Origin of the sequence: Micromonospora coxensis (assembly GCF_900090295.1) — a bacterium.
In the GTDB taxonomy this organism is placed as follows: Bacteria; Actinomycetota; Actinomycetes; order Mycobacteriales; family Micromonosporaceae; genus Micromonospora; species Micromonospora coxensis.
Window position 1 is genome coordinate 2,265,797 of the sequence record NZ_LT607753.1, and the last position, 25,965, is coordinate 2,291,761.

Annotated in this window: 31 protein-coding genes and 1 pseudogene; 16 read left to right on the forward strand and 16 right to left on the reverse strand. The window is 72.9% G+C overall.

What is annotated here, in order from left to right; translation table 11 throughout:
* Positions 1-89 precede the first annotated feature (89 nt).
* The gene (locus tag GA0070614_RS10105; protein WP_088975712.1) at positions 90-1,184 is read left to right on the forward strand and encodes a DNA glycosylase AlkZ-like family protein; all 1,095 of its coding nucleotides are present in this window, start codon (positions 90-92) and stop codon (positions 1,182-1,184) included.
* A gap of 60 nt (positions 1,185-1,244) precedes the next feature.
* Here GA0070614_RS10105 and GA0070614_RS10110 read toward each other — a convergent pair whose 3' ends face one another.
* From GA0070614_RS10110 to GA0070614_RS10130, 5 genes are all read right to left on the reverse strand, one after another.
* A complete protein-coding gene (locus tag GA0070614_RS10110; protein ID WP_088975713.1) occupies positions 1,245-1,661 on the reverse strand; it encodes a CBS domain-containing protein in 417 nt (138 codons plus the stop codon).
* Positions 1,662-1,723: 62 nt separating this feature from the next.
* Entirely contained in the window at positions 1,724-2,164 is a 441-nt protein-coding gene (locus GA0070614_RS10115; protein WP_088979349.1) for a PPOX class F420-dependent oxidoreductase, read from the reverse strand.
* 130 nt (positions 2,165-2,294) lie between these two features.
* Positions 2,295-3,320 (reverse strand): aspartate-semialdehyde dehydrogenase, encoded by a 1,026-nt coding sequence (locus GA0070614_RS10120; RefSeq protein ID WP_088975714.1) that lies wholly within the window; start codon positions 3,318-3,320, stop codon positions 2,295-2,297.
* A gap of 384 nt (positions 3,321-3,704) precedes the next feature.
* Positions 3,705-5,048 (reverse strand): M16 family metallopeptidase, encoded by a 1,344-nt coding sequence (locus tag GA0070614_RS10125; RefSeq protein WP_088975715.1) that lies wholly within the window; start codon positions 5,046-5,048, stop codon positions 3,705-3,707.
* A complete protein-coding gene (locus GA0070614_RS10130) occupies positions 5,045-6,340 on the reverse strand; it encodes a M16 family metallopeptidase (RefSeq protein WP_088975716.1) in 1,296 nt (431 codons plus the stop codon). The genes GA0070614_RS10125 and GA0070614_RS10130 overlap by 4 nt, the downstream gene beginning before the upstream one ends.
* Positions 6,341-6,448: 108 nt before the next feature.
* Here GA0070614_RS10130 and GA0070614_RS10135 point away from each other — a divergent pair, with 108 nt between their 5' ends.
* A complete protein-coding gene (locus GA0070614_RS10135; protein WP_088975717.1) occupies positions 6,449-7,153 on the forward strand; it encodes a phosphodiesterase in 705 nt (234 codons plus the stop codon).
* On the opposite strand, the gene GA0070614_RS10140 is transcribed toward GA0070614_RS10135, so the two are convergent.
* Both GA0070614_RS10140 and GA0070614_RS10145 read right to left on the reverse strand, forming a co-directional pair.
* Positions 7,150-7,365: a hypothetical protein gene (locus GA0070614_RS10140; protein WP_088975718.1), complete on the reverse strand. Its 216-nt coding sequence runs from the start codon at positions 7,363-7,365 to the stop codon at positions 7,150-7,152. The genes GA0070614_RS10135 and GA0070614_RS10140 overlap by 4 nt on opposite strands.
* An 86-nt stretch (positions 7,366-7,451) precedes the next feature.
* A complete protein-coding gene (locus GA0070614_RS10145) occupies positions 7,452-8,606 on the reverse strand; it encodes an alkaline phosphatase PhoX (protein ID WP_088975719.1) in 1,155 nt (384 codons plus the stop codon).
* Between the two features lie 302 nt (positions 8,607-8,908).
* On the opposite strand from GA0070614_RS10145, the gene GA0070614_RS10150 reads away from it, so the two are divergent.
* From GA0070614_RS10150 to GA0070614_RS10160, 3 genes are all read left to right on the forward strand, one after another.
* Positions 8,909-10,009, forward strand: a complete 1,101-nt coding sequence (locus GA0070614_RS10150) for a 3-deoxy-7-phosphoheptulonate synthase (RefSeq protein ID WP_088975720.1) — start codon at positions 8,909-8,911, stop codon at positions 10,007-10,009.
* Positions 10,010-10,195: 186 nt separating this feature from the next.
* The gene (locus GA0070614_RS10155) at positions 10,196-10,447 is read left to right on the forward strand and encodes a hypothetical protein (RefSeq protein WP_088975721.1); all 252 of its coding nucleotides are present in this window, start codon (positions 10,196-10,198) and stop codon (positions 10,445-10,447) included.
* 32 nt (positions 10,448-10,479) lie between these two features.
* Positions 10,480-10,683, forward strand: a complete 204-nt coding sequence (locus tag GA0070614_RS10160; RefSeq protein ID WP_088975722.1) for a hypothetical protein — start codon at positions 10,480-10,482, stop codon at positions 10,681-10,683.
* Between the two features lie 61 nt (positions 10,684-10,744).
* Here the strand turns inward: GA0070614_RS10160 and GA0070614_RS10165 are convergent, their stop codons facing one another.
* Genes GA0070614_RS10165 through GA0070614_RS10175 form a run of 3 tightly spaced genes read right to left on the reverse strand, consistent with a single transcriptional unit; the run spans position 10,745 to position 11,955 of the window.
* The gene (locus GA0070614_RS10165) at positions 10,745-11,287 is read right to left on the reverse strand and encodes a DUF1360 domain-containing protein (protein ID WP_088975723.1); all 543 of its coding nucleotides are present in this window, start codon (positions 11,285-11,287) and stop codon (positions 10,745-10,747) included.
* A gap of 30 nt (positions 11,288-11,317) precedes the next feature.
* Positions 11,318-11,644 carry an SRPBCC family protein gene (locus tag GA0070614_RS10170; RefSeq protein WP_088975724.1) on the reverse strand — a complete coding sequence of 109 codons (327 nt, stop codon included), beginning with the start codon at positions 11,642-11,644 and terminating at the stop codon, positions 11,318-11,320.
* Positions 11,644-11,955 carry a DUF6158 family protein gene (locus GA0070614_RS10175; protein ID WP_088975725.1) on the reverse strand — a complete coding sequence of 104 codons (312 nt, stop codon included), beginning with the start codon at positions 11,953-11,955 and terminating at the stop codon, positions 11,644-11,646. Before GA0070614_RS10175 ends, GA0070614_RS10170 begins: the two co-directional genes overlap by 1 nt.
* Positions 11,956-12,072: 117 nt before the next feature.
* Here GA0070614_RS10175 and GA0070614_RS10180 point away from each other — a divergent pair, with 117 nt between their 5' ends.
* Together GA0070614_RS10180 and GA0070614_RS10185 are read left to right on the forward strand one after the other, a co-directional pair.
* Positions 12,073-12,501, forward strand: coding sequence for a hypothetical protein (locus tag GA0070614_RS10180; protein ID WP_197701434.1), 429 nt, complete (start codon positions 12,073-12,075; stop codon positions 12,499-12,501).
* A gap of 25 nt (positions 12,502-12,526) precedes the next feature.
* Positions 12,527-12,859 (forward strand): DUF3817 domain-containing protein, encoded by a 333-nt coding sequence (locus GA0070614_RS10185; protein WP_088975727.1) that lies wholly within the window; start codon positions 12,527-12,529, stop codon positions 12,857-12,859.
* Between the two features lie 7 nt (positions 12,860-12,866).
* Here the strand turns inward: GA0070614_RS10185 and GA0070614_RS10190 are convergent, their stop codons facing one another.
* Entirely contained in the window at positions 12,867-13,379 is a 513-nt protein-coding gene (locus tag GA0070614_RS10190) for a DUF6232 family protein (RefSeq protein ID WP_088975728.1), read from the reverse strand.
* A gap of 496 nt (positions 13,380-13,875) precedes the next feature.
* On the opposite strand from GA0070614_RS10190, the gene GA0070614_RS10195 reads away from it, so the two are divergent.
* Positions 13,876-14,853 (forward strand): C40 family peptidase, encoded by a 978-nt coding sequence (locus GA0070614_RS10195; protein WP_088975729.1) that lies wholly within the window; start codon positions 13,876-13,878, stop codon positions 14,851-14,853.
* A 73-nt stretch (positions 14,854-14,926) separates the two neighbouring features.
* Here GA0070614_RS10195 and GA0070614_RS10200 read toward each other — a convergent pair whose 3' ends face one another.
* The 3 genes from GA0070614_RS10200 to GA0070614_RS10210 form a co-directional block, all read right to left on the reverse strand.
* Entirely contained in the window at positions 14,927-15,916 is a 990-nt protein-coding gene (locus tag GA0070614_RS10200) for a sigma-70 family RNA polymerase sigma factor (protein ID WP_172892404.1), read from the reverse strand.
* A gap of 435 nt (positions 15,917-16,351) precedes the next feature.
* On the reverse strand, positions 16,352-17,299 hold the full coding sequence (gene murQ / locus GA0070614_RS10205; RefSeq protein WP_088975731.1) for an N-acetylmuramic acid 6-phosphate etherase: 948 nt from the start codon (positions 17,297-17,299) through the stop codon (positions 16,352-16,354).
* Positions 17,296-18,210 (reverse strand): MurR/RpiR family transcriptional regulator, encoded by a 915-nt coding sequence (locus tag GA0070614_RS10210; RefSeq protein WP_088975732.1) that lies wholly within the window; start codon positions 18,208-18,210, stop codon positions 17,296-17,298. Before GA0070614_RS10210 ends, murQ begins: the two co-directional genes overlap by 4 nt.
* A 157-nt stretch (positions 18,211-18,367) precedes the next feature.
* On the opposite strand from GA0070614_RS10210, the gene GA0070614_RS10215 reads away from it, so the two are divergent.
* Complete coding sequence (locus tag GA0070614_RS10215) at positions 18,368-19,060, forward strand: SDR family NAD(P)-dependent oxidoreductase (protein ID WP_088975733.1); 693 nt, start codon at positions 18,368-18,370, stop codon at positions 19,058-19,060.
* Here GA0070614_RS10215 and GA0070614_RS10220 read toward each other — a convergent pair.
* Positions 19,045-19,806 carry a dTMP kinase gene (locus GA0070614_RS10220; protein WP_088975734.1) on the reverse strand — a complete coding sequence of 254 codons (762 nt, stop codon included), beginning with the start codon at positions 19,804-19,806 and terminating at the stop codon, positions 19,045-19,047. The two genes, GA0070614_RS10215 and GA0070614_RS10220, sit on opposite strands and share 16 nt — an antisense overlap.
* 114 nt (positions 19,807-19,920) lie before the next feature.
* Here GA0070614_RS10220 and GA0070614_RS10225 point away from each other — a divergent pair, with 114 nt between their 5' ends.
* From GA0070614_RS10225 to GA0070614_RS10240, 5 genes and pseudogenes are all read left to right on the forward strand, one after another.
* A complete protein-coding gene (locus GA0070614_RS10225) occupies positions 19,921-20,577 on the forward strand; it encodes a nucleotidyltransferase (protein WP_331715102.1) in 657 nt (218 codons plus the stop codon).
* A 53-nt stretch (positions 20,578-20,630) separates the two neighbouring features.
* Positions 20,631-20,840 carry a hypothetical protein gene (locus tag GA0070614_RS10230; RefSeq protein WP_231933675.1) on the forward strand — a complete coding sequence of 70 codons (210 nt, stop codon included), beginning with the start codon at positions 20,631-20,633 and terminating at the stop codon, positions 20,838-20,840.
* A gap of 13 nt (positions 20,841-20,853) precedes the next feature.
* A pseudogene (locus GA0070614_RS10235) lies at positions 20,854-21,628 on the forward strand (metallophosphoesterase family protein).
* Positions 21,619-21,762: a GPGG-motif small membrane protein gene (locus tag GA0070614_RS30545; protein ID WP_018786997.1), complete on the forward strand. Its 144-nt coding sequence runs from the start codon at positions 21,619-21,621 to the stop codon at positions 21,760-21,762. Before GA0070614_RS10235 ends, GA0070614_RS30545 begins: the two are co-directional and overlap by 10 nt.
* Positions 21,763-21,904: 142 nt before the next feature.
* On the forward strand, positions 21,905-22,399 hold the full coding sequence (locus GA0070614_RS10240; RefSeq protein ID WP_088975738.1) for a TspO/MBR family protein: 495 nt from the start codon (positions 21,905-21,907) through the stop codon (positions 22,397-22,399).
* Between the two features lie 48 nt (positions 22,400-22,447).
* On the opposite strand, the gene GA0070614_RS10245 is transcribed toward GA0070614_RS10240, so the two are convergent.
* Positions 22,448-23,224, reverse strand: coding sequence for a M23 family metallopeptidase (locus GA0070614_RS10245; protein WP_088975739.1), 777 nt, complete (start codon positions 23,222-23,224; stop codon positions 22,448-22,450).
* Between the two features lie 279 nt (positions 23,225-23,503).
* Here GA0070614_RS10245 and GA0070614_RS10250 point away from each other — a divergent pair, with 279 nt between their 5' ends.
* The gene (locus tag GA0070614_RS10250) at positions 23,504-24,844 is read left to right on the forward strand and encodes an ABC transporter substrate-binding protein (RefSeq protein ID WP_088975740.1); all 1,341 of its coding nucleotides are present in this window, start codon (positions 23,504-23,506) and stop codon (positions 24,842-24,844) included.
* Positions 24,845-24,915: 71 nt separating this feature from the next.
* A complete protein-coding gene (locus GA0070614_RS10255; RefSeq protein ID WP_088975741.1) occupies positions 24,916-25,965 on the forward strand; it encodes a carbohydrate ABC transporter permease in 1,050 nt (349 codons plus the stop codon).

The window sequence follows — 25,965 nt, forward strand, 5'->3', positions numbered from 1 at the left end:
GGCGGCCGGTCAACCTCGCCCGGATCGGGTGAGTCGTCGCGCGACACGTCGTACCGGCGCAGTACGGTGCCGGACGGAAGGGGGCGCGGATGGCGGCGGAGGTGGACCGGCGGCGGGTGCTCGCCCACCGCGCGGTCCGGCAGCAGCTCGACCGGCCCGGGTCACGCCCGGCCGACCTGGCCGTGCTGGATCTCGGCGTGCAGGACACCCCGTACGGCTCGGCGCGGCAGGCGCTGGCCGCCCGGGGCGCGGACGGCCTCGACGACGACCGGCTGGAGCTGGTCTGGTCGGTGCGCGGCGCACCGCACCTGCACCGCCGGGCCGAGCTGCCGGCGCTGGCCGCCGCGCTCTGGCCGTTGAGCGACGCCGACGCGACCCGGCGGATCGCCGGCCAGATCCGTGCGGGCGCCGAGCGGGGACGGGCGGCGTTCCGGGCCACCGCCGAGGCGTTCCGGGAGGTGGTCACCGCCCCGACCGACAAGGGCGAGGCCAGCCGCGCGGTGACCGCGCGGATCCCGCCCGAGCTGAGCTACGAGTGCGGCCCGTGCGGGGCGCGGCACGTCTCCGGCGCGCTCTTCCAGCAGGCCGGCCTCGCCGGTGGCGTACGGCTGGTGGTCTCCGGCCGGGCGGCCCGGCTGGCGCCGCTGGCCGTCCGGCCGACACCGCCCGAGCAGGCGTCGGGCACCACCGCCCTCGTCCTGGCCTACCTGCGGCTGCTCGGCCCGGCCACCCCCGCCGACGTGGCCGGCTTCCTGGGCACGACCGCGACCGAACTGCGCGCCGTGTGGCCCGAGGGCCTGGCCGAGGTACGCGTGGACGGCCGCCGCGCGTGGCTGCCGGCGGAGCACCTCGACGCGCTGCGGGGCGCGGAGCCGGTCGAGGGGGTCCGGCTGCTGCCGCCCGGTGACCCGTTCCTCCAGGCCCGGGATCGTGACCTGCTGGTCCCCGACCGGGCCCGGCAGCGGGAGCTGTGGCGAGTGCTCGGCAACCCGGGCGCGCTGCTGGTCGACGGCGACGTCGCCGGCACCTGGCGGGTCCGGCAGGTCGGCGGCCGACTGGAGCTGACCGTCCGCCCGTTCACCGCGCCGCCGAAGCGGGTCGGCCGGTCGATCGAGGCCGAGGCCGAACGGGTACGGGACGCCCGGGGCGCCTCCGACGTGGCGGTCCGGATCGACCCGGCCTGACCGTGCCGCGACGCCGGCCCTCGGGCAGAGGACCGGCGTCGCGTCGCCCGCGGCGGACGATCAGTTGTTCGGCTCGTCGGCGGAGATGTCCGCCAGCACCGACTGCGGCTCCCGCTCGACCGCCAGGTCCCCCATCGAGACCAGGCCGACGAGCTTGCCGTCGTCGATCACCGGCAACCGCCGGACGGCGTACGTCCGCATCAGGTCGGCGGCGGCCACCGCGTCGTCGTACTGGCTGACGGTCACCAGGTCCCGGCTGGTGATCTGCTTGAGCCGGGTGGTGTCCGGGTTCATGCTCTCGGCCACCCCACGGACCGTGATATCCCGGTCCGTGACGATGCCGATCACGTCGTCACCTGCCGTCACCACCACGTCGCCGATGGCCCTGTCGCGCATCTCCTGCGCCGCCGCGGTGAGCGTGTCGTCGCCGTCCATCGTCACCAACCGGGTCGTCATGAACTCTCCGACCGTTGTCATGGTGCTCCCCTCTCGGTGTCGGCACGGCCGTCTACCCGGCGCCCCGGAGCAGGTAACGCCGGTCAGCCGCGCGGCGGCATCCCGTAGAGGCGCTCGACGTGCAGCCGGAGCACGAGCCGCCGCTCGGCGACCATGGCGGCCCGGTAGTCGTCCCAGTCGGGGTGTTCGCCCTGCACCGCCCGGTAGAGCCCGATGAGTTCCTCGACGGTCGGGTCGTCGGGTCGCTGCGCCACCGGGGTCAGCTCGGCGCGCGCCTCCGCCACCGCGTACGCCCAGCCGTCCTCGCTGCCGACGTGGAAGCTGGCGCGGGGGTCGCGGCGCAGGTTGGCGGTCTTGGCCCGGCCGTCGGTCACCGAGACGCGGATCAGCCCGGGGTCGGGGTCGAAGGAGTAGACCACGGTGGACAGCTGCGGCCGCCCGTCGCGCTTGACGGTGGCGAGCACGCCGAGCCATCGGCCGGCGATGAGCGCGGTCAGGGCCTGCTGGGTCTTCTCGTCCGCCATGGCGTCCTCCCGGGTCGACGTCGCTGCGGACTCCATCCCACCGCACCGGCGCTCGCCGCGCGACCGGTCCACCGACGCCGACGGCCCGGGCGGCCCGCAGGTGCGGGCGGCCCGGGCCGGGCGGCGTGGTTCAGCGCAGTTCGGCGGCGACCAGCTCGGCGAGCTGCACCGCGTTGAGCGCGGCGCCCTTGCGCAGGTTGTCGTTGGAGCAGAACAGCGCCAGGCCGTGCTCGACGGTCTCGTCCGCGCGGATCCGCCCGACGTAGGTCGGGTCCGCACCGGCGGCCTCCAGCGGGGTGGGGACGTCCGACAGGGCGACGCCCGGGGCGCCGTCGAGCAGCTCACGGGCCCGCTGCGGGGTGATCGCCCGGGCGAAGCGGGCGTTGATCTGGAGCGAGTGGCCGGTGAAGACGGGCACCCGTACGCAGGTGCCGGAGACCTTCAGCTCCGGGATCTCCAGGATCTTGCGGCTCTCGTTGCGCAGCTTCTGCTCCTCGTCGGTCTCGAAGGAGCCGTCGTCGACGATCGAGCCGGCCAGCGGGAGCACGTTGAAGGCGATCGGCCGGGCGAAGGAGCGCGGCGTCGGGAACTCCACGGCGGAGCCGTCGAAGGCGAGCCCGGAGGCGTTCTCGGCGACCTTGCGCACCTGCTCGTCCAGCTCGGCGACGCCGGCCAGTCCCGCCCCGGAGACCGCCTGGTACGTGGAGACGACCAGGCTGACCAACCCGGCCTCCTCGTGCAGCGGGCGCAGCACCGGCATCGCGGCCATGGTGGTGCAGTTCGGATTGGCGATGATGCCCTTGGGGCGGTCGGCCAGCGCGTGCGGGTTGACCTCGGCGACGACCAGCGGCACCTCGGGGTCCGTCCGGTAGGCCGACGAGTTGTCGATGACCACGGCGCCGGTGGCGGCCACCCGGGGGGCGAGCTCCTTCGAGGTGCCCTTGCCCGCCGAGAAGAGCACGATGTCCAGCCCGGCGTAGTCGGCGGTCGCCGCGTCCTCGACGGTCACCTCGCCGTCCCGCCAGGGCAGGGTCCGCCCGGCCGAGCGCGCCGAGGCGAACAACCGCACCTGCTCCGCCGGGAAGTCCCGCGCCGCCAGCACCTGCCGCATCACGCCACCGACCTGGCCGGTGGCCCCCACAATGCCGATCCTCATGCCCGCGAGGCTACCCAGCCCGGCGGCCCAGACGGGAACGCTTTCCCACCGCCCGGGCGGTCGCGCCGTCCCACGGAGCCGGCCGTCAGCTGCAACGACTCCGCCCCGCAGCCCGCCATCCCGGAAGATCCGGCTCCGCCGGCGCCCGCGACCGCAGCTTTGCTACCGCCCCTACGGACTCCCGACCCCACCCCCACGCGACCAGAATCACACCCCCACCCCCACCTGCCTGTCCCGCCTCTCCCCGCTCCCGCGGAGATCTTGGTACGAAGTGACCCCTGGAAGGGCCGATTCGTACCAAGATCCCGGCGGGACCGGCGCGGACCGGCCAGCGGACCGGCCCGGACCGGAGCGGGCCGGAACCGGCATGGAGCGGGTCGCAGCTCAGACGTGGTCGGTGACCTCGCCGAGGCCGGCGGCCACCAGGTCGTCCCGGATCAGCGCCGAGTCGCCCTCGACGACGAGGGTGAGCGCCTCCGGACGCAGGTGCGTGGCCGCCGCCGCGGAGACCTGCGCCACGTCTGCGGCAAGCAGCGACTCGCGCAGCCGGGCGTGGTAGTCGTCCGGCAGGTCGTGCACCACCAGCGTGGTCAGTGCGGAGGCGATCGCCCGAGGGCTCTGCAACTCGACCGAGAGCTGCCCGGCCCGCCAGGAGCGGGCCACCGCCAGCTCGTCCTCGGTCACCCCGGTCACCTGGGTACGGGTGATCTCCCCGACCGCCTCGACCAGGGCCGGCGCGGTCACCGCGGTCTGTACGCCGGAGGCGACCGCGAACCGGCCGAACCGGCGGGACGAGGCGAAGTCGCCCCGGATGCCGTACGTGTAGCCGCGCACCTCGCGGATCAGGTGGTTGAGCCGGGAGGTGAACGCCCCGCCGAGCACCGTGCCGGCCAGCGTCATCGGCACGTGGTCGGGGTGGGCGCGGTGCGGCGACGGGTGCCCGAGGCGCAGCGTCGACTGCACCGAGCCGGGCCGGTCCACCAGGATGATCCGGCGTTCCGCGCGGGCCGGCACCTCGATCGGCCCGCCCCGGTCGACGGGGCCGCCGCCGGTGCCGGCGAACGCCGCCGCGCCCAGCGCGTCCAGGTCGAGACGGTCCAGGTCACCGGCGACGACCAGGGTGCCGGGGCGGATGAACCACTCCGAGTGGAAGACGGTGACGTCCTCGGCGTCGAGCGCGGCCACCGACTCCGGGTCGCCGTACATCGGGCGGCCCCAGCGGTTGTCGGCGCCGAACAGGTCGGCGCGGAGCACGGCGTCGGCGCGCGGACCGGGGTTGGCCCAGTCCATCCGCAGCGCGGTGGCCTCGTCGTCGCGGACCCGGCGTACGTCGTCCGGGTCGAGCCGGGGGGTGCGGACCGCCTCGGCGAGCAGTTCGACGGCGGCGCTCAGCCGGTCGACCGGCACCTGGACGCTGACCTGGAAGGAGTCCCAGTCCAGCCCGGTGACCAGTTCGGTGCCGAGCCCCTCGACGGCGAGCGCGAGCGCGGTGGCGTCCCGTTGGGCGGTGCCCTCCTCCAGGGCCTTGGCGAGCACCCCGGCGAGCCCCTCCTTGCCGACCGGTTCGCGGCCGGCGCCCGCGTCGAGCAGCAGCACCGCGACGGCGAGGTTCTGCCCGGGCAGGTGGGCGGCGACGACGCGGCCACCGGCGACGTCGCGCCGGACGACCGTCGGGAACCGGTACGGGCGGGCGGCCCCGGCACCGGGACGGGCGGCGATCAACGTCATGCGGTCTTCTCCTCCGGCACGTAGGTCAGGGTCACCCGGTCCGTCGCGCCGAGCACCTCGGCGGCCAGTTCGGCGATCTGTTCGGCGGTCACCGCGAGCCAGGCGGGCAGCCGTTCGGCCGCCTTCGCCGGGTCGCCGAACTGGGTGGCGTACCGGCCGAGGGTGTCCGCCCGGCCGTCCACCGTGGACATCTGCCGCCACCAGGCGGTGCTCAGCAGCGCCTTGGCCCGGTCCAGCTCGGCGTGGGTGACCGGCACGGTGGCCAGCTCGTCGACGACCTCGGCGACCCCGGCGGCCAGCCGCTCGGCGCTCACCCCGGGGCGGGCGGTGGCGGTGACGATGAGCGGCGCGGGGGCGTGCGCCAGGTCCACCCCGTACGCGCCCACGCTGTCCGGCTGGGCGATCCGCTCCCCGTCGGCGAGGCGCTGGTAGAGCCGGCTGCCCCGGCCGCTGCCGAGCACGGCGGCGAGCACGGTCGCCACGTCGTTGCCGGGGGTGCCGAACGGGTGGGTGCGGTGCGCGACGTAGACCCGAGGGGCGGGCACGTCGGCGGTGACGGTCTCGACGGCGGCCCGCCCGGTGACCGGGACGGTCCGGCCGTCCGGCGCGGCGGGGATGTCCGCGCGGGCCGGGATCGCGCCGAAGTACTTGTCGGCCAGCGCGAAGACCTCGGCGGCGGAGGTGTCCCCGACGACGGTGAGCACCGCGTTGTTCGGCGCGTAGTAGGTGCTGTGGAACGCCTGGAAGGTGGCCAGGTCGGCGGCGTTCAGGTCGGCCATCGAGCCGATCGTCGCGTGGTGGTACGGGTGCCCCGGCGGGTAGAGCAGCGGCAGCAGCCGCAACCACGCGTCGCCGTACGGGACGTTCTCGTAGCGCTGGCGGCGTTCGTTCTTGACCACGTCACGCTGGTTGTCCAGGGTCTCCTGGGTCAGCGCCGGGACGAGGCCGCCCATCCGGTCGGCCTCCAGCCAGAGCGCCAGCTCCAGGTGCTCGGCCGGGACGGTCTCGAAGTAGTTGGTCCGGTCCGGGTTGGTGGTGGCGTTGAGCGAGCCGCCGGAGCCCTGGATCAGCTTCATGTGCTCGGTCTTGGCGACGTTGACCGAGCCCTCGAACATCAGGTGCTCGAAGAGGTGGGCGAAGCCGGTCTGCCCGTCCGGCTCGTGCCGGGAGCCCACGTCGTACCAGAGGTTGACCGCCACCGCCGGCGCGGTGCGGTCCTCGCTCACCACCACGCGCAGGCCGTTGTCCAGTCGGGTCGTCTCGATGGGCCAGGGGTAACCGCTGTCGGGCATGACCCGACGCTATCCGATCTCCGGGGCGGAAAGGTGACGTGTGGCCGCGCGACGAGCCGAAGCGGCGCGGCGGGCATCGAGTGGGCGGCGGCGGGTACCGGAGGTGCCATGCCCTCCCGTCTCGCCACCGCCGTCACCGCCGGGGCCGCCGCGCTCACCCGGCTGCGCGGCGGAGGCCGCCGCCTGCTGCATCCGGCCGGCCGCGCGTTCGCCGCCGAGGTGACGATCTGGGGTACGCCGGGTCCGCCGACCGGCGTGCCGCTGCTGGACGCGCCGGGGCGGTACCGGGCCACGGCGCGGCTGTCCAAGGGGGTGCCCACCCCGGGTAGCTGGCCGGACGTGCTGGGGCTGGCGGTGCGGCTGCACCGGGCCGAGGGAGGCCCGGTCGACCTGCTGGTCAGCTCCGCCGGCGCGGCCCCGGTGCTGCGTCACCTGCCGCTGCCCCGGCGGCGCTTCACCGGGACGTACAGCTCGATCATGTCGTACCGGGCGGGCGCGCGGCGGCTCTGGCTGGCGGCGCTGGCCGACCCGGACTCGGTCGAGCTGGGCCGCAGCCTGGGCGAGGTGGCGGCGGCGGCCCGGTCGGCGGACGCGCCGCGCCTGGTGCTCGCGGTCGCGTCCGCCGTCGGTCCGTGGCGGCCGTTCGGTCAGGTGGCCCTGGGCGAGAAGCTCGACGCCCGGACGGACGCCGCACTGGCCTTCGACCCGGTCGGCAACCTGCCGCCCGACCTGCGCCTGGCGGGCCCGCTCGCCTGGCTGCGCGAGCGGACCTACGCCGGTTCCCGCCGGGTGCGGGGCGCGTCGACGTCCTAGTCGGGGGGCTCGATCGGGGTCACGGTCTGGTCGGAGGTGCGGTGTTCCAACACGGTGTCCGGGGCGGCGTTGCGGTCCTCCTCACGGATGTCCGACTCGGTGAGGATCGCGTCGGCCTGGGCCTGCGGGTCGTCGCTGCCGACCGCCGCCTCCTCGGGCAGCAGGTGGGCACGGGACTCCACCCGCTCCTGGTCGCTCTGCTCGTGGGTCATGCCGGTGGTGTTACCCCGCCCGCCCCGCCCGCACTCCGCAGGCTCCCGGCCGCCGGTCAGCTCCGGCAGCGACCATGCGAGCCCGGTCAGCGGAACGGGCCGCGCACCTCGTAGGTGATCCCGCCGGACGACGAGCCGGAGGTGCCGCGCTGTGACGAGAAGTAGAAGCGGCTGCCGTCCGGGGAGAACGCCGGGCCGCAGATCTCGGACGACGACTGGCCGTTGATCCGCAGGAACGGCGTCACCACCCCCTCCGGGGTGATCATGTTGATCTCCATGTTGCCGCCGTCCTCGGCGACGTACAGGTCACCCCGGGTCGAGCCGGTGATGTTGTCCACGCCGGTGAGCGGGGCGGTGCCGCCGGTGACCAGCGAGTCGTCGTACGCCAGGTCGATGCGCTGGGCGACCGCGTCGTACGCCCACACCCGGTTGTCGCCCTTGGTGGTGAACCAGCAGGTGCCGTCGGCGTACCAGCAGCCCTCGCCGCCGTTGAACCGCTTCGCCCCGGAGACCTGCTGGCGGGTCGACGTCGGGTAGCCGTCCGGGTCGGGGACCCGCGCCCAGCTGACCGGGCCGCTGGTCGCGGTGCCGGCGACCAGCACCTCCAGGGTGCCGCTGGACAGGTCGCCCCAGACCGTCGGCCGGAACCGGTAGAAGCAGCCATTGCTCTCGTCCTCGGTCAGGTAGATCACCTTGCGGTCCGGGTCGGCCGCCGCCGCCTCGTGGTTGAAGCGCCCCATCGCCGCGCGCCGCACCGCGGCGGTGCCGCCCTGCGGGTACGTCTCGTAGACGTAGCCCCGGCTGACCTCCTCGCAGGAGAGCCAGGTCCCCCACGGGGTCGCGCCGCCGGCACAGTTGCGGTTGGTGTTCGACAGGATCCGGTACGCCGAGGCGATCGTCCCGTCGGCGCGGAAGCGCACCGCCGAGGCCCCGCCGGTGGTGGAGATCTCCGAGTTGGAGACGTAGATCCAGCCGGTGCCGGCGGTGAAGCAGGCGCCCCCGTCGGGCGCGTCGTGCCAGGCGTACGAGGTGCCGGGCACGACCTGCCGGGAGCGGGCGATCACCCGGCTGGCGAAGCCGGCGGGCAGCTGGATCCCGTTGGCGTCGGCCGCGCCGAGCGGCCCGTACGGGCCGACGCCGGGCTGGGCCGGGGCGGCCGACGCGGCGCCGGACCAGAGGCTGCCGGCGAAGGCGGCGGCGCCACCGGCGACGGTGGCGCGCAGGACGGTACGACGGTCCATCGAGACCTCCCGGATTGCTGTAGGTGTCGAGGACGTTACCGCTGGTGGCATCGACGTGGGTAAACTTCAGGCGAGGGTTTCCGGACGACCCGGTGAGCCCTCCCCGACCGGTCGGGTACGCTGGTCGACGTGACGCGCTCGTATCGATGGTTTAGGCAGCCGGCTCCGACGCCGGTGACCTCACCATGAGCTGACGTCACCTGAGTTCGAGCCGGCCGGGCAGGAGCTGAAGTTCCTGCCCTTTTGCGTACGAGCAGCCGGCTCGACCCGGGTACCGGCCCCGGGGCACGGTCGGCGGAAGGATGCCCACCGTGACGACCCCGGACACCGAGACCGGCGCGGTCATCGACCAGCGGATCGACCGCGTCGTGCCGTTGACCACCCCCGCCCTGCTCCTGCACGAACTGCCCCTGGACGCCCCGCTCACCTCGGCCGTGCTGGCCGGGCGACGCGCGGTCGGCCGGGTGCTGGACCATGCCGACGACCGCCTGCTGGTGGTGGTCGGCCCCTGCTCGGTGCACGACCCGGCCGCCGCCCTGGACTACGCCCACCGGCTGCGGGAGGCCGCCGACCGGCACGCCGAGGACCTGCTGGTGGTGATGCGGGTCTACTTCGAGAAGCCGCGCTCGACGGTGGGCTGGAAGGGCCTGATCAACGACCCGGCGCTGGACGGCTCCGGCGACGTCAACCGGGGGCTGCGCACCGCCCGCGCGCTCCTGCTCGACGTGCTGCGCCTCGGCCTGCCGGTCGGCTGCGAGTTCCTCGACCCGATCACCCCGCAGTACATCGCCGACACGGTGGCCTGGGGCGCGATCGGCGCCCGGACGGTGGAGAGCCAGGTGCACCGCCAGCTCGCCTCCGGCCTGTCGATGCCGATCGGCATGAAGAACCGCCCGGACGGGAGCATCTCGACGGCGGTGGACGCGATCCGGGCGGCCGGCGTGCCGCACGTCTTCCCCGGCATCGACGTCTCCGGCACCCCGGCGATCATGCACACCCGGGGCAACGCCGACGGTCACCTGGTGCTGCGCGGCGGCGGCGGCCGGCCCAACTACGACGCCGAGTCGGTGGCCGGCGCGCTGGACCTGCTGCGCAAGGCCGGACTGCCGGAGCGGGTGGTGCTGGACGCCAGCCACGCCAACAGCGGCAAGGACCACCGCAACCAGCCGAAGGTGGCCGCCGACGTGGCGGAACAGCTCGCCGCCGGCCAGCGCGGCATCGTCGGCATCATGCTGGAGAGCTTCCTGCTCGACGGCCGGCAGGACCTGGACCCGACCCGCGAGCTGACCTACGGCCGCTCGGTCACCGACGCCTGCATCGGCTGGGACACCACCGCCGACGTCCTCGACCACCTGGCCTCCGCCGTCCGCGCCCGCCGCGCCACCCTCCCCACCCCCGCCTGACCCTCCCCTCCCCCTCCCCCGACCGCCCCACCCGGACCCCCACCCCGTGGATCAAGAGGTTTTGGTTCCCCACACCGGCGTGTCATGACCAAAACCTCTTGATCAACGGGGCGGGGCCGGGGTCGGGCGGCGGGGCGGGGACCGGGGGTGGGTTTGGGGGGTTTGGTGGCGGGTAGGTGTGCCGGCGTGACCGACGACGTTCCCGTGACCGACGCGCCCACCACCGACGCGGCCGTCGACGAGCCGGACATCCGGCGCCTCGACGACCTGCTGGAGGACCTGTACCACGGCCAGGAGCGGATCAGCCAGGCGGACATCTACCGCCGGGCCGTCGCGGCGGAACTGCCCGCGCAGCTGCTCACCCGGATCGCCGCCCTGCCCCAGGGCGAGTACGCGGTGGACGAGGTGGCGGACCTGCTCGGCGGCTCGGTCACCTGACCCCCGGCAGTCCCCGGCGAGAGGAGACCGCAATGTCCCACCACGAGGAGCGCCACGAGAAGGTGCCGGCGCTCGGCCAACCGCCGGAGGGCACGGACACCCTCCCCGAGCCGGACTTCGCCAACGAGCACGACCGCACCGCGGTCGACCGGGACATCATCACCGGCGAGGACGAACGGGAGCCGGAGACGTCGCGCGGCTGGGCCGGCGAGAACGGCGGCAGCACGCCGACCTGACGAACAGCCACGGAGCGAGGGGGCCGGCAGCGCTGCCGGCCCCCTCGCTCGCGCGTACGGGTCAGTCCTCGTCGTGGTGTCCGCCCTCGGCGGCCTGCTGGGCGACCGCGTACCCCATCTGGAGGAAGTCCGACGCGGCCACCGCGGTCAGCGCGGTGGCGACCAGGCGGGTGAGCCGGGGCGCCAGCACCAGACCGGCGGTCATGCCGGTGGCGACCCAGACCGCGAGGCAGAACGGGCAGCTCAGCAGCTCCCCGATGGCGTGCCGGGTCGGGCTGCCGGAGTCGCGGACCTGCTCCATCACCTCGCCGCTGCCGATCGGGTGGTCGTAGCGGGTGAACGGCGCCCGCAGCGGGCTGGTCACCGCGTCCTTGGCGAGCAGCCGGCTCAGCTTGTGCGTGGCGATGCCGAGCAGCACCACGTCGGCGGTGGCGGGCCGCTCCGGCACCGGCCGCCCGGTGACCTTCACCAGCCCGGCCAGGGACGCGGCGACGGTGGCGTAGGTGCCCATCGCCTTGAGGTAGCCGTCCAGCGGCCGGTACTCGTCCGGCGCGTACGCGCGGCGCAGCCGCGCCACCCTCTGCTTCAAGCCAGTCCCGGTCAAGCCGGCCTCCTCGTGCTGGTCAGGGTCCGCTCATCCGGCGGTCAGGTTGTCGGCCACCTCACGGGCGAGGTTGGCCAGGGTCTCGTCGGCCAGGCCGTCGGCCCCGTCCCCGGACAGGTCGAGCCGGACCCGGGATCCGCCGGCGTCGGCGGGCTCCACCTGGATCTCGGCCGACCAGCCGGGGGCGGAGCCGCTGCTCCACCGGGCCCGGAGCTGCTCGGCGCTGGTCTGCGGGCGTTCCCCGCCGTCGACCCGCAGCGGCTCCGGCAACCAGGCCGACACCCGGTCGGGGTCGGTCGCCGTGCTGAAGACCACCTCGGGTGGGGCGGACATGCCCCGCTCGGCGCGCGCGTCCATCAGGCGTCCCGCAACCGACTCGGGTCGATCTCGCGCCCCGGGTGCCGGGCCAGGTACTCGGTCTCCAACTCGGCGGTGCGGCGCAGGTGGTTGGCGAGGGCGGAGTCCGAGGCGTGCCGCAGGGTGTCCAGCCGGGTGCGGTGCAGGCTCTGCAGCTCCCGGATCAGGTCCTCGTCACCCAGCTCCGCCGGGTCCACCCCGAGCAGCTCGCCGTCGAGGTCGCCGGACGCGCCGGAGGCGGCGTGGTCGCCGTCCCACTCGGTCACCCGCTGCTCCGGGCTGGCTCCGGTCTGGCGTACTGATTCGGTCATGTCGCCCCCCTGGGCTCGTTTGGGCTGGCGACTAGACGGATGCCCACACCGGGTGTCACCAAACCCACCTACGACACCGTGTCGGAGACGGCGGGTCGCCCCGGTACGCTCGACGCCATGAAACGGCTCTGGACACCGGCGTGGATCGTCCGCCACGTGGCCATGGTCGTGCTGGTCGTCGGGTTCCTGGCGCTGGGCTGGTGGCAGATCAGCCGCGCCGCCTCGGGAAACACGCTCAGCTGGGCTTACGCGGTGGAGTGGCCGATCTTCGCCGGCTTCGTGGTCTTCGTCTGGTGGCGCGAGGTCCGGCACACGCTGCGCGGCCGGCCCGCCGCCGCGCCGGAGGCGGCCACCGCGCCGACCGAGCCGGTCACGCCCGGTGACGCCGCGTCCGGTCCCACCCCGGCGGTACGCCGCCCGGTGCGGGTGACCCGGGTGCCGGCGACGAGCGGCGGGCCGGAGGACGCCGACCTGGCCGAGTACAACCGCTACCTGACATGGTTGAACGCCAACCCGGGCGCGAAGCCCGGCGACTATCCCGGCTGAGGCCGGTGCGGAAGGACGGACGACGGTGGGCGGAGCCCTTACCCGGTACCGCGTGATCGCCTGGATCGTGGGCGTGGCGCTGGTCGTGCTGGTGCTGATCGGCATGCCGCTGAAGTACGCGGCCGACGAGCCGATCGTGGTGGAGGTCGTCGGCACCGCGCACGGCTGGCTCTACATGCTCTACCTGGCCGCCACCTTCGACCTGGGCCGCCGGGTGCACTGGCCGTTGAAGCGGATGCTGCTGGTGATGCTCGCCGGCACGGTCCCGTTCGTGTCCTTCGTCGCCGAGCGCAAGGTCACCCGGGAGTTGGCGGCCCGGCTCGGCGAGCAGGCCCCGGAGCCGGTCGCCGCCGGCTGAGCCCCGCTCAGCGCTCCGGCCGCCAGTAGCCCGCGTCGGGCGCCTGCTCGGCGTCGACGTAGCGGTGTCCCTCGCGGGCCTTCCGCAGCGCCGCGACGACCTGGTCGAACTGCCCCGCGTCGTCGCTGCTGAACAGCAGCGCCTCGACACCCTGGCAGTGCCCCCACAGCTCGTACGCGGGCGGCCGCCAGCGGTCCCCGGCGAGCACCAGCAGCACCGGCAGCATCCAGACCAGCCCCAGGGTCAGGTACGCCCCGGCGGTGAGCCGCTGCAACCCGCCGGTGAAGCCGAGCAGGACGCCCACCGTGGTGATCAGGGCGGTGGTGACCGCGACGACCCGCACGGCGAGGCGGTCGTGCGGGCCCCGGCAGGTGCGCAGGTGGGTGAGGTCGGCGACCGCGTAGGTGTTCCGGCCGACGGTGAACCGCTCGGTGGTCACCACGATGCCGGGGCGGGCGTAGAGGAGTGTGGTCCGCCGCGACGATCGGGGCGGGCGGGTGGCGGATCGGTGTGCCTGCACGGCGTCCTCCCACGGGCCGGCGGCGCCGGTGCTCCCATCGCCACGCGCCTGCGTACGACGGGATTCCCGGCCTCGAGGCTCCATTCTGTTGCCGGTCGGCAAGGGGCGCGCGGCGAAATCGGCACCGGTGGTCCGGTCCACGGCTGTCGCGACGCCGGGATCTGCCGGCCATTTCGGTTTTGTCGGGCAGTCGACGCCGCGACGAGGCACGTCATCCGCCCGGAAGGACGAATCGGTCGGCAAGCCGCAGAAGCATCCGGAAGTTACGAAACGGCAGACCCGGCGGTCACAACGGCGTCACGAGAGGTCACCACGCACAGCGTCTTTTCCTGCCTCTTTGCCAACTTTCGCCCCTGCTTCACCTGCGGGTGACATCCGTCCCGGGTTAGGTTGGGCGGGTCGGCCCGGTCGGCCGCCATCCGTCCGGATGGCCCCGGGCCGGTGTCGCCGCAGGCGTGGCACCCCGCGGCGACCGGTGGAGAGGAGCATTCCGCTCTTGTCGTCCTTACGGATGCTGGTGCGAACGCTCACGGTCGCCGGCCTCACGGCCGCGCTGATCGCCCCGTCGGCGGTGGCTCGGGCCGAGCCGTCCGTCGCCGAGCTGACCGCACGGATCGAGAAGTCCTCGACCGAGCTGGAGCGGGTCGTCGAGTCGTACAACAAGCTCAACGAGGAGATCAAGGCCAACAAGGCGGCCGCGGCCCGGCTGCACGCCCGGATCGGCCCGCTGGAGGCCCAGACCGCGCAGAGCCGCGCCGACGTCGGCGAGCTGGCCGCGACCGCGTACAAGACCGGCGGGCTGCGCACCGCCCAGGCGCTGCTCGAACCGGGCGGCTCCGGCTCCCTGATGGACCGGCTGAGCACGCTGGACCACCTCACCCGGCAGCGCCAGGAGCGGATCGCCGGGTTCACCGACAGCCAGCGCCGGCTGCTCGACCAGAAGGCCCGGCTGGACGCGACGCTGGCCCGGGAGGCCGCACAGGCGAAGGCCATGTCGGGCACCAGGCGGACCATCGAACGGGACCTGGCCAAGCTCTACGAGTTGCGCCGGCAGGCGTACGGCCGGGCCACCGAGGCGCCCGCCCCACGACCGGCCTCGTCGAGCCGGGACGACGCGCCCGCCGTCTCCGGCAAGGCCGGCATCGCGGTGCGCTACGCGTACGGGGCGGTCGGCAAGCCGTACGTCTGGGGCGGCGACGGCCCCGACGGGTACGACTGCTCGGGCCTGACCTCCGCCGCCTGGCGGGCGGCCGGCAAGTCCCTGCCGCACAACACCCGGATGCAGTGGGGTGTGGTGGCGCACATCAGCCGCAGCGAACTACGACCGGGCGACCTGGTCTTCTACAGCGGCCTCGGGCACATGGGCATGTACGTCGGCGGCGGGCAGATCATCGACGCGCCCAGCGCCGGCCGCAACGTGCTGAAACGGGACATGGACATCATGCCCATCCAGGGCTACGGCCGCGTCCGGTAGCACCGACCGCAGACGGCGAACGGCCGGCGTCCCCCTATCGGACGCCGGCCGTTCGCCGTCAATTGTTACCAGGTCAGGCGGCCTGAAGCCCCTCCGCCCGAGCCAGCTCACGGAGCCGGCCGAGGGCCTGGATCTCCAGCTGGCGGATCCGCTCGCGAGAGAGCGAGAAGCGCGACGCGACCTCGGTCAGCGAGTGCTCCCGCCCGTCCTCCAGTCCGTACCGGGCCCGCATGATGCCGGCGGACCGGTCGTCGAGGTGGTTGAGCAGACCCTCGATGCGCTGCCGCTCCAGGCCGGTGAGCACGATCTCCTCCGGCGACGGGGCGTCGCTGTCGGCGACCAGGTCACCGAGGTTGGTGTCGCCGTCGTCGCCCACCGGGGTGTCCAGCGACACGGTGTCCTGCGACCAGCGGACCAGCTCGTTGACCCGCTCGACGGTGACGCCGAGGGCCGCCGCGATCTGCTCCGGCTCCGGGTCGCTGCCCAGCTCACGGGTGAGCTGCCGGGCCACGTTGCGCATCCGGTTGACGTCCTCCACCAGGTGCACGGGCAGTCGGACGGTGCGCTCCTGCTGCGCGATCGCCCGGCTGATCGCCTGACGGATCCACCAGGTGGCGTAGGTGGAGAACTTGTAGCCGCGCTCGTAGTCGAACTTCTCGACCGCCCGGACCAGGCCGGTGTTGCCCTCCTGGATCAGGTCCAGCATGGGCATCCCGGAGCGCACGTAGCGGCGGGCGATGGAGACGACCAGCCGCAGGTTGGCCCGGATGAACAGGTCCTTGGCCCGCTCGCCCTCGACGACGAGGCGCTCCAGGTCCTCCCGGTCGACGCCGGCGGGGACGCGGTCCTCACCGAGCAGGTGCTCGGCGTAGAGGCCGGCCTCGATGGCCTTGGAGAGATCGACCTCCTTGGCGGCGTCCAGCAGCGGCGTCCGGGAGATCTCGTGAAGGTAGACGCCGACCAGGTCGCGCTCCTCGGCGACCTCGTCGGTCCGCATGCCGATGTTCTTGTCCACGTTGCCCACGGTCCCCTCGCTCGCGCCGGTTGCCCGGTTCCTTGCCATCCCCACGTCCATCAGCCCTCCCCCGTAACCTCCGCTGTGCCCGTCGGTGCTGACACCTACACAACAGATGAGACGTGTCGGGGATTCCATGTCGTGAGTCGAAAGTGTCACGAATGCCTGAGTATCAGCTGAAAGCTCGGTCCACGTTTGCTGTCAGCACCCATTCGGGCTCACTGGCCACGCATCTCGAACGGGCCGGCGGATCAGGGAAGATGGCCCTGCGCCAGCACACATCGCACCATTGCGACGCCTGATGACGCAGCGACCCTGGTCACCGCCGGGCTGCGATCCTGGTCACTGCCAGATACGCGTCGGTGGACCGGCCGGTTCATTCACGGAAGTAGGATTACCCCACGCCCTGGACAACAATCCGTCCGCCGTCGGACGTCCCGTCCACGACGTGTTCCGCGTCTCACCCTCGGGTGACGGGGCGGCTCAGGAGGCGAGCAGGGCCAGCGCGCCGCGCACCTGGTGCGCGCACCGGGCCAGCGCGGCCCGCGCGGCGGGCACCTCCGCGCCGGAGACGAGCGAGACCAGGGCGGTCTTGAGGTCGCCGTCGGCCTCGTGCAGCGCGCGACGGGAGATCTCCTCGGAGCAGCCGGTGGCCTCCATCAGGATCGAGATCATCCGGCCCCGGAGCTTGGCGTTGGTGGCGACCATGTCGATCATGAGGTTGGAGTAGACCCGGCCGAGTCGCACCATCACGGCCGTGGAGAAGGTGTTCAGCACCAGCTTCTGCGCGGTGCCCGCCTTCATCCGGGTCGAGCCGGTGACCACCTCCGGTCCGGTGTCCACCCCGATGAACACGTCGACCACGCCGGCGGCCGACGCCTCCGGGTTCGCGCAGAGCAGCACGGTCGAGGCGCCCTGCGCCCGGGCTGCGGCGAGCGCCCCGAGCACGTACGGGGTGCGTCCGCTGGCCGCCAGGCCGACCACCAGGTCACCGGCGCGGACGCAGTCGGCCGCCTCGGCGGCACCGCCCCGGTCGTCGTCCTCGGCGTCCTCGACGGCGCGCCACATGGCGTCCGGGCCGCCGGCCAGGTGGGCGCAGAACCAGTCACGCGGGGAGTTGAACGTCGGGGCCAGCTCGGCGGCGTCGAGCACTCCCAGCCGGCCGGACGTGCCGGCGCCGAAGTAGTGCACCCGGTGCCCGCCGCGCAGCGCGGCCACCGCGAGGTCGACCGTCGCGGCGATCTCGTCGAGCACCGCCGCGACCGCGTCCGGCACCCGGCGGTCGGCCTCGTTGATGACGGTGAGCACGTCCCGGGTCGACATCAGGTCGAGGTCGAGGCTGTGCGGGTTGCGCCGCTCGGTGGGGGCGCCGACGCGTACCACCGGTCGGACCACCGCGGCCTCGTCGGGCTCCACCCGACCGGCCGTCATGCCCGCCTCCGCCCGGCACCGACCCGATGCGACTGGACCGCGTCGGCGGTCGCCTCCAGGGCCTTGCGGGCCCGTGCCCGGTTCCGGGCGGCCACCCCGACGAAGAGGACGTCGACGACGGTCAGCTGGGCGAGGCGGCTGGCCGTCGCGCCCGAACGGTAGGTCGTCTCGCGGGCCGCGGTGGTGAGCACGAAGTCGGCCACCTCGGTGATCGGCGAGCGGGGGAAGTTGGTCAGCGCCACCGTGGAGGCGCCCCGGGCCCGGGCCTGTTCGAGCACCTCGATGACGTCGGAGGTGGTGCCGGTGTGCGAGATGCCGACCGCGACGTCGCCCTTGCCGAGCAGGGCGGCGGAGGTCAGCGCGGTGTGCACGTCCGGGAAGTAGAAGGCGGTGCGGCCGATGCGGTGCAGCTTCTGCTGGAAGTCGGAGGCGACGAAGCCGCTGGCCCCGGCGCCGTAGACGTCGATGCGGCCGGCGGCGGCGATGGCGTCCACCACCCGCTCGCAGACCGCCGGGTCGAGCTGCTCGGCGGTCTCCTCGACGGCCCGCGCGTCGTTGAACGCGATGGTGGCGATGATCTGCGCCAGGTCGGCCCCGGGCGGGATGTCGCCGCCGACCACCCGGGCGTCCGGCGGCTCGACCCGGCGGGCGGCCTCCGCGGCGAGCCGGATCCGCAACTGCGGGTAGCCGTCCATGCCCACCGACCGGCAGAACCGGATGACGGTGGCCTCGGATGTCTCGGCGGCGGTGGCGAGATCGGTGATCGTCCGCCGCGCGGCGTCGGCCGGGTCGGAGACGACCAGCCGGGCCACCCGCTGCTCGGCGGGGGACAGCGAGGGGAGCAGGCCACTGATGTGGACGATCAGGCCACCGGGCTCGTGACTCGCAGAAATCTTCGGACTCTTCGCCACGGATGAAACTTACTTTCATGAGTCGCGACCGTCAACCATCACCACGCGTATCCGACAGAAGTATCCCCCTCCGGTGCCGGGACCCGGCACCGGCCGTCGCCGCAGCATGACGCGCCTCGTCCGCGGGCCGCGCATCGACCGGGATACGGTGTGCCCCATGGCGGATCGCAGTGTGCTGGTCACCGGGGGAACGGGCGGACTCGGCGGGGCGGTGACCGCCGCCTTCGGCCAGGCGGGTTGGCGGGTGGTCGTACCGCAGCGGGAGAGCGGGCCCCCGGCGGGGCCGGCGGGCAACGGCGTGGTCCGGCCCACCGCGGACCTGCTCGACCCGGTGGCGGTGGCCCGGGCCGTCGAGGTGGCCGCCGGCGACCCGGCCGCGCCGCTGCGCGCGGTGGTCAACCTGGTCGGCGGGTACGCCAGCGGCGGCCGGGTGCACGAGACCCCGGTCGAGGAGTTCGAGCGGATGCTGGCGATCAACCTGCGCCCGACCTACCTGGTCACCCAGGCGGCCCTGCCGCACCTGATGGCGGCCGGCGGTGGGGCGGTCGTCTGCGTCTCGGCCCGCGCCGCGCTCGCCCCCTTCCCCGGCGCGGCCGGGTACGCCACCGCCAAGGCGGCGGTGCTCGCCTTCGCCAACGCGGTCGCGGTCGAGTACAAGGGCTCCGGGGTGCGCTGCAACACGGTGCTGCCGAGCGTGATCGACACCCCCGCCAACCGGGCCGCCCAGCCGGGGGCCGACCACCGTCGCTGGGTCGGCCCGGCGGAGATCGCCCCGGTGATCCGCTTCCTCGCCTCCGACGAGTCCGCCCCGACCAGCGGCGCGGCCGTCCCGGTCTACGGGCGGGCCTGAGCCACCACCGGTTCCCGGGGCGGTTCGACGGCCGGCGGCGCCGGCCGCTCCGGCGGTTCGACGACCGGCGACGGCGCCCGCTCCGGCGGTGTCGGGGGCGGCGTGACGACGCCGGACGGCAGCCACTCGGAGAGGTGGGCCAGGATCCGCCGGGACACCTCGTCCGGCGGCCCCGAGGCGTCCACCACCACGAAGGTGGGGTACTCGGGCAGCGTCCGGTAGGCCGTGTCGGCGGCGGCCAGCCACTCCATCGTCTCGTGGTCGGTGCCCCGCCGTTCGATCCGCCGGTACGCCTCCGTCGGGTCGACGGTGAGCAGCAGGGTGACCTGCGGGCGGGGGAAGACCCGGTAGCCGACCCGGGCCAGCCGCTCCCAGCGCTGCCCACCGTGTGCCCGGATGCTGGCGTACTGGCAGGCGGCGTAGCGGTCCATCACCGCCACCCGCCCGGTGAGCAGGCAGCTCAGCAGGGCGGCGGCGATGGCCAGCCAGCGCAGCAGGGACTCCACGGCGAGCACGCCGTTGCGCCCGATCAGGCGCTGCGCGTCGGGGCGGCCCAGCCGGTGGGCGAGCCGGCCCAGCCAGCGCCGGCCGCCGGCGTTGCGGTGATAGGTGGCCGGTCGACCGGCCTGGGTGAGGGCGTCGGCGAGCCGGTGCGCCTGGGTGGTCTTGCCCGAGCCGTCGATGCCGATCAGGGCGACCCGGCGTAGTCGGGCCGCGCCGCCGGTCGTCCGCAGTGATCTGGCCACCCTGCACAGACTATCCGACCCACGCTCATCTCCCGGAAACTCGTCCCGGTTCGTCCCTCGCCGTCCACCCCTCGACCCACCGGATGTGTGGGCGGGCGGCCTGCCGGGTACGCGATGTCATTTCCGACCGCCTGTCCACCTTCACACGACCGACGGGAGCACCAGATGGCCGAGCGCGGGGACGAGAGCCTGTTGCACACCCTCAAGCGGGTCGCCGCCGTGCTCAAGCAGAACGAGATCCCCTTCGCGCTGGGCGGCAGCTTCGCCGTGTACGCGCACGGCGGGCACTCCAGCGAGCACGACGTCGACTTCCTGATCCGGGAGGAGGACGTCGAGCGGTCCCTGGAGGCGCTCACCGCCGAGGGCTTCACCGCCGAACGGCCGCCGGAGGACTGGCTCGTCAAGGTCTACGACGAGGGGCGGATGGTCGACCTGATCCACCGGCCGATCGAGACCCCGGTGACCGGGGAGACCTTCGCCGACACGGTGGTCCGGCCGGTCGACGCCATCCACATGCCGGTGCTCTCGGCCACCCAGCTGATGGTGCACAAGCTGCTCAGCTTCTCCCAGCACTACTGCGACTTCGCCCGGGGCCTGCCGCTGGCCCGCTCGCTGCGGGAACAGATCGACTGGGAACGGGTACGGAAGGAGACGCAGCACTCGCCGTACGCCGAGGCGTTCCTGGTGCTGCTGGACCGGCTGGACGTGGTCCCGTACGCCGGCACCCCGGTGCCGTACGCCCGTACGCCCGAAGGGAAGGAGACATCGTGACCGAGCATGGCGCCGGCCCGCCGGACGAGTACGTCGAGGCGGAGATCCACCGGATGCTCGCCGAGGACCCGGACGTCGCCGAGCAGGGGATCACCGTGGTGCGTCGCGAGCGCGGACTGGTCCTCTACGGCGAGGTGGAGAGCCCGCACCGGCGGGAGGAGATCCTGCGCCGGGTGTCCGAGCGCTTCCCCGACGTGCCGGTCACCAGCGACATCGGGGTGATCCGCACGCAGGCGCCGACCCAGGCGGAGGAACTGCCGTGAGGAGGACCCGACGATGATCCGGATCGCCGCCGTCGGCGACGTGCATCTGGACGAGGACGTGGTCGGCCGCTTCCGGCCGGCCCTGGAGGAACTGCCCGGCTCCGCCGACGTGCTGCTGCTCGCCGGTGACCTGACCCGGCACGGCACCGAGTCCGAGGCCCGCTGCGTGGCCCAGGAGTTCGGCGGGCTCGGGGTTCCGGTGGTCACCGTGCTCGGCAACCACGACCACCAGTGCGACCAGGTGCCGCAGGTGGTGAAGGTGCTGGAGGACGCCGGCATCACGGTGCTGGAGGGCACCGGCGTCGTGCTGGAGACCCCGGGTGGTCGGCTCGGCGTGGCGGGGGTGAAGGGCTTCGGCGGTGGTTTCGCCGGGCGGTGCGCCAGCGACTTCGGCGAGCCGGAGATGAAGGCGTTCGTCCGGACGACCAACGAGAGCGCCGACGCGCTCGGCCGGGCGCTGCGCGAGCTGGACTGCGACCTGCTGGTCGCGCTCACCCACTACTCCCCCGTGCCCGACACCCTCGCCGGCGAGCCGCTGGAGATCTACCCGTTCCTCGGGTCGTACCAGTTGGGTCAGGCGATCGACTCGGCGCCGACCGCGCTGGCCCTGCACGGGCACGCGCACCACGGCACCGAGCGGGGCACCACACCCGGCGGAGTACGCGTGCGCAACGTCGCCCACCCGGTCATCAAGCAGGCGTACAGCGTCTTCCACCTCGGAGATCATCTGGTCGGCTGACCAGGTTTCCTGGCCGCCGACGACGGGTATTCAGCAGCCATGGAGCTGATTCTCTGGATTCTCGCAGTGGTACTCGTGGTCGCCGGCATCCTCGCGCTGTTCCGCCGGCAGATCCTGTGGGGCATCGTCCTCATCGTGGTCGGCCTGCTGGTCGGCCCGGGTGGCGTCAGCATCTTCAGTTGACGCCGGTTCACACCACCGGACCCGCCGGGGTCGTCGATTCCACCTCTCCGTCCTCCCAGACCTGGAGATCCGGAACCGACGGCCCCGGCGCTGTGCTGTCCGGGGTGGTTTGTCGGGCCGCTCCGGCGGAAACATCTCGACCATGGAGATAACTCGGAGCACCACGCGCACTCACGGCGCGCGCACCTGGTGGGCGCTGCTCGGCTTCGGCGCGGCCGTGACGGTCGCCGCCGCGATCGGCGGCCTGGGGGTGCAGGGCACCACCGACGAGTACGCCGCCCTGCGGCAGCCGGACTGGGCGCCGCCCTCCTGGCTGTTCGGCCCGGTCTGGACCGTCCTGTACGCGCTGATCGCGCTCGCCGGCTGGCTGGTCTGGCGGAAGGTCGGCTTCGGCCCGGCGCTCTGGGCCTGGATCGCGCAGCTGGTGCTGAACGCGATCTGGACCCCGCTCTTCTTCGGCGCCGGACAGTACGGCCTGGCGTTCGCCGAGATCGTGCTGATGTGGCTGGCCATCGCCGTGACGGTGGCGCTCTTCTGGCGGATCTCCCGCCCGGCGGCGGCGCTGATGCTGCCCTACTGGGCCTGGGTGACCTTCGCCGCCGCGCTCAACTTCTCCATCTGGCAGCTCAACACCTGACCGCGCGGCGTCGGCGGTGTGGGCCGGAACCCACACCGCCGACGGGCGTCAGCAGCGCGGCACGTTCGGGATGAAGCCGTCGTACCCGGTGTGCACGTAGGCGTCGGCGATGTAGCGCCCACTGCCGATCCGGTCCCAGATGTTGCTGGTGCCGTAGGTGCCGGTGACGGTGGTGCCGGTGGTCTGGCAGTAGATGGTCACCCGGGTGCCGTCGGCCACCGTGCCGACCGCGTCGTAGCCGGTGCCGGGGCCGGAGCGGACGGTGAGGTTGGCGCCCGCGGTGTTGACCGTGCCGGAACCCGTCGATCCGGAGCAACCGTTGTCGCTGGTGTACGTCTTCGAGCCCCAGTAGAGCGCGAGCGCGCCGTTGAACCGGATCTGGATGTCGTTGCCGTTGAGCCGCTGCTCGTAGTGCAGGTGCGGGCCGGTCGAGCCGCCGGTGCTGCCGACCCAGCCGATCACCTTGCCGTAGCCGACGGTCTGGCCGACCGAGACGTTGAAGCCGTTGAGGTGGGCGTAGTAGGTGGTGTAGCCGCCGCCGTGGTTGATCCGGACGTACTTGCCGTAGCTGGTGCCGCCGAGGTCGGTCACCCGGTCGACGGTCCCGGGCGCGCTGGCCACCACCGGGTCGCCGAGGTCGTCGGTGCGGTTGAAGTCGATCGAGTACGGCGGGCTGTGGTTGGTCCGGGTCTGCCCGGTCCAGGACTGGTTACAGGGGAAGGGGACCTTGAAGGTCGGGGCCGCCATCGCCGGGCTCGCCGGCACCACCAGGGCACCCACCGAGAGCAGCGCGGCCGCCGCCAGGCTCCACCACCGTCTGCGCATCGCACACCACCTCACCGTGTAGAGATTCTTCGATGCCTGAGATGAGAGTGACAGAAACCTCCATCGATGGGAAGAGATGCCCACCCCGAAACCAGCCCCAACCTGCGCCGATCCGTCCGTGGGAGCGAGCCCACGGCTGGTGAGCAGGTTTCGGCATTGTTACCGGGCCGTGTCCGAACAGGGGTGGACCAATCGAGATGCAAGCGCTTACATGTGGGGACGACCATCGGACCGGCGCGGGTTCGATCCCTCCACGCGCCGGCAAGGAAGGAGAACGGCATGGCGTTTGCCAGATCACGCCAGGCTCTCGCGATCGCCGGCGTGCTGGGGCTGGCGCTCGGCGCCACCGCCTGCGGCACCGGCAACGACAAGAAGAGCAGCAACGCGGGCTCCGCGGAGTGCGCCGCATACGAGAAGTACGGCGACAACGACGGCAAGAAGGTCAGCATCTACTCGTCCATCCGGGACATCGAGGCCGACCGCCTCGAGCAGTCCTGGAAGCAGTTCGAGGACTGCACCGGCATCGAGATCGACCACGAGGGCTCCGGCGAGTTCGAGGCCCAGCTCGGTGTCCGCGTCGACGGCGGCAACGCCCCCGACCTGGCCTTCATCCCGCAGCCCGGTCTGCTGAAGCGGTTCGTCGACTCCGGCAAGCTCAAGCCGGTCGGCGCCCAGACCAAGGCCGAGGCCGAGGCCAACTACTCCCCCGACTGGCTGAAGTACAGCACCGTCAACGGCCAGCTCTACGGTGCCCCGCTGGGCTCGAACGTCAAGTCCTTCGTGTGGTACTCGCCGAAGACCTTCAAGGAGAAGGGCTGGACCGTCCCGACCACGTGGGACGAGCTGGTCAAGCTCAGCGACACCATCGCGGCCAGCGGCACCAAGCCGTGGTGCGCGGGCATCGAGTCCGGTGACGCCACCGGCTGGCCGGCCACCGACTGGATCGAGGACGTGCTGCTGCGCACCGGCGGTCCCGAGGTCTACGACCAGTGGACCACCCACGGCATCCCGTTCAACGACCCGAAGGTCGCCGACGCCCTCGACCGCGCCGGCACCATCCTCAAGAACGAGAAGTACGTCAACGGCGGCTTCGGCGGCGTGAAGAGCATCGCCACCACCTCCTTCCAGGAGGCCGGCGTGCCGATCACCACCGGCAAGTGCGCCCTGCACCGCCAGGCGTCCTTCTACGCCAACCAGTGGCCGCAGGGCACCAAGGTGGCCGAGGACGGCGACGTCTTCGCGTTCTACTTCCCGGCGATCGACCCGGCCAAGGGCAAGCCGGTGCTGGGCGGCGGCGAGTTCGTCGCGGCCTTCGCCGACCGTCCCGAGGTCCAGGCGGTGCAGACCTACCTGGCCTCCGGCGAGTACGCCAACTCCCGCGCCAAGATCGGTGACTGGGTGTCGGCGAACAAGAAGCTCGACATCGCCAACGTGCCGAACCCGGTGGACAAGCTCTCCGTCGGCATCCTCCAGGACCCGAAGACGGTCTTCCGCTTCGACGGCTCGGACCTGATGCCGGCCGCGGTCGGCGCGGGCACCTTCTGGAAGGGCATGGTCGACTGGGTGAACGGCAAGGACACCAAGACCGTGCTCGACGGTATCGAGGGCAGCTGGAAGTGATCTGAGCCGGTGGCCCGGCCCCCGCGGGGGCCGGGCCACCGGTCCACGACCGAACCCTTGAAGGAGGGTCGATGGAGTTCGACTGGCTGGAGGAACAGCCCAAGTTCTTCATGCTCGGCTACGGGCTGCTCGCCTTCGTCGTGGTGGTGGGCGGTCTGCTCCTGCTCCTCGACGTGGTGCCGTCCTGGTTCGCCCGCCGTCGCGAGGCGCAACTGGTCGCCGCCTCGGCGAGCGGCGCGGCGCTGCCCCGCCGGCCGAAGCAGCGGGAGGGGCTCTTCGCCCTGTTCTTCCTGCTGCCGACGCTGCTGCTGCTCGGCGTCGGCCTGGTGGTGCCGGCCATCCGCACCACGCTGCTCTCCTTCATGGACGCCGGCAGCAACGACTGGGTGGGGCTGCGCAACTACGGGTGGATGTTCTCCGAGGACTCGATCGTCCGAGTCCTGATCAACACGCTGATCTGGGTGCTGCTGGTCCCGCTGGTGGCCACCTCGTTCGGCCTGCTCTACGCCGTGATGGTGGACAAGGCCCGGTTCGAGGCGATCGCCAAGTCGCTGATCTTCCTGCCGATGGCGATCTCGTTCGTCGGCGCGAGCATCATCTGGAAGTTCGTCTACGCGTACCGCGGTGACGGGCAGGAGCAGATCGGTCTGCTCAACCAGATCGTGGTCAGCCTCGGCGGCGAGCCGAAGCAGTGGCTGCTGGAGTCGCCGCTGAACACGTTCCTGCTCATCGTGATCATGGTGTGGATCCAGGCCGGTTTCGCGATGGTGGTGCTCTCCGCCGCCATCAAGGCGATCCCCGCCGACATCGTGGAGGCCGCCCGCCTCGACGGGGTCAGCCCCTGGCAGATGTTCTGGCAGATCACCATGCCGAGCATCCGGCCGGCGCTGATCGTCGTGGTGGTGACGCTGTCGATCGCCACCCTCAAGGTCTTCGACATCGTCCGCACCGCGACCAACGGCAACTACGACACCAGCGTGATCGCCAACGAGATGTACAACCAGGCGTTCCGGTACGGCCAGAACGGGCAGGGCTCCGCCCTTGCGGTCTTCCTGTTCATCCTGGTCATCCCGATCGTGATCTACCAGATCCGCAACCTGCGTCAGCAGCGGGAGGGCTGA

Bases quoted from the DNA above. Each gene is read 5' to 3' on its own strand.
- GA0070614_RS10105 (WP_088975712.1), top strand. From the start codon at position 90: ATGGCGGCGGAGGTGGACCGGCGGCGGGTGCTCGCCCACCGCGCGGTC.
- GA0070614_RS10110 (WP_088975713.1), bottom strand. From the start codon at position 1,661: ATGACAACGGTCGGAGAGTTCATGACGACCCGGTTGGTGACGATGGAC.
- GA0070614_RS10115 (WP_088979349.1), bottom strand. From the start codon at position 2,164: ATGGCGGACGAGAAGACCCAGCAGGCCCTGACCGCGCTCATCGCCGGC.
- GA0070614_RS10120 (WP_088975714.1), bottom strand. From the start codon at position 3,320: ATGAGGATCGGCATTGTGGGGGCCACCGGCCAGGTCGGTGGCGTGATG.
- GA0070614_RS10125 (WP_088975715.1), bottom strand. From the start codon at position 5,048: ATGACGTTGATCGCCGCCCGTCCCGGTGCCGGGGCCGCCCGCCCGTAC.
- GA0070614_RS10130 (WP_088975716.1), bottom strand. From the start codon at position 6,340: ATGCCCGACAGCGGTTACCCCTGGCCCATCGAGACGACCCGACTGGAC.
- GA0070614_RS10135 (WP_088975717.1), top strand. From the start codon at position 6,449: ATGCCCTCCCGTCTCGCCACCGCCGTCACCGCCGGGGCCGCCGCGCTC.
- GA0070614_RS10140 (WP_088975718.1), bottom strand. From the start codon at position 7,365: ATGACCCACGAGCAGAGCGACCAGGAGCGGGTGGAGTCCCGTGCCCAC.
- GA0070614_RS10145 (WP_088975719.1), bottom strand. From the start codon at position 8,606: ATGGACCGTCGTACCGTCCTGCGCGCCACCGTCGCCGGTGGCGCCGCC.
- GA0070614_RS10150 (WP_088975720.1), top strand. From the start codon at position 8,909: ATGCCCACCGTGACGACCCCGGACACCGAGACCGGCGCGGTCATCGAC.
- GA0070614_RS10160 (WP_088975722.1), top strand. From the start codon at position 10,480: ATGTCCCACCACGAGGAGCGCCACGAGAAGGTGCCGGCGCTCGGCCAA.
- GA0070614_RS10170 (WP_088975724.1), bottom strand. From the start codon at position 11,644: ATGGACGCGCGCGCCGAGCGGGGCATGTCCGCCCCACCCGAGGTGGTC.
- GA0070614_RS10175 (WP_088975725.1), bottom strand. From the start codon at position 11,955: ATGACCGAATCAGTACGCCAGACCGGAGCCAGCCCGGAGCAGCGGGTG.
- GA0070614_RS10180 (WP_197701434.1), top strand. From the start codon at position 12,073: ATGAAACGGCTCTGGACACCGGCGTGGATCGTCCGCCACGTGGCCATG.
- GA0070614_RS10200 (WP_172892404.1), bottom strand. From the start codon at position 15,916: ATGGCAAGGAACCGGGCAACCGGCGCGAGCGAGGGGACCGTGGGCAAC.
- murQ (WP_088975731.1), bottom strand. From the start codon at position 17,299: ATGACGGCCGGTCGGGTGGAGCCCGACGAGGCCGCGGTGGTCCGACCG.
- GA0070614_RS10215 (WP_088975733.1), top strand. From the start codon at position 18,368: ATGGCGGATCGCAGTGTGCTGGTCACCGGGGGAACGGGCGGACTCGGC.
- GA0070614_RS10225 (WP_331715102.1), top strand. From the start codon at position 19,921: ATGTCATTTCCGACCGCCTGTCCACCTTCACACGACCGACGGGAGCAC.
- GA0070614_RS10230 (WP_231933675.1), top strand. From the start codon at position 20,631: ATGCTCGCCGAGGACCCGGACGTCGCCGAGCAGGGGATCACCGTGGTG.
- GA0070614_RS30545 (WP_018786997.1), top strand. From the start codon at position 21,619: ATGGAGCTGATTCTCTGGATTCTCGCAGTGGTACTCGTGGTCGCCGGC.
- GA0070614_RS10240 (WP_088975738.1), top strand. From the start codon at position 21,905: ATGGAGATAACTCGGAGCACCACGCGCACTCACGGCGCGCGCACCTGG.
- GA0070614_RS10245 (WP_088975739.1), bottom strand. From the start codon at position 23,224: ATGCGCAGACGGTGGTGGAGCCTGGCGGCGGCCGCGCTGCTCTCGGTG.
- GA0070614_RS10250 (WP_088975740.1), top strand. From the start codon at position 23,504: ATGGCGTTTGCCAGATCACGCCAGGCTCTCGCGATCGCCGGCGTGCTG.
- GA0070614_RS10255 (WP_088975741.1), top strand. From the start codon at position 24,916: ATGGAGTTCGACTGGCTGGAGGAACAGCCCAAGTTCTTCATGCTCGGC.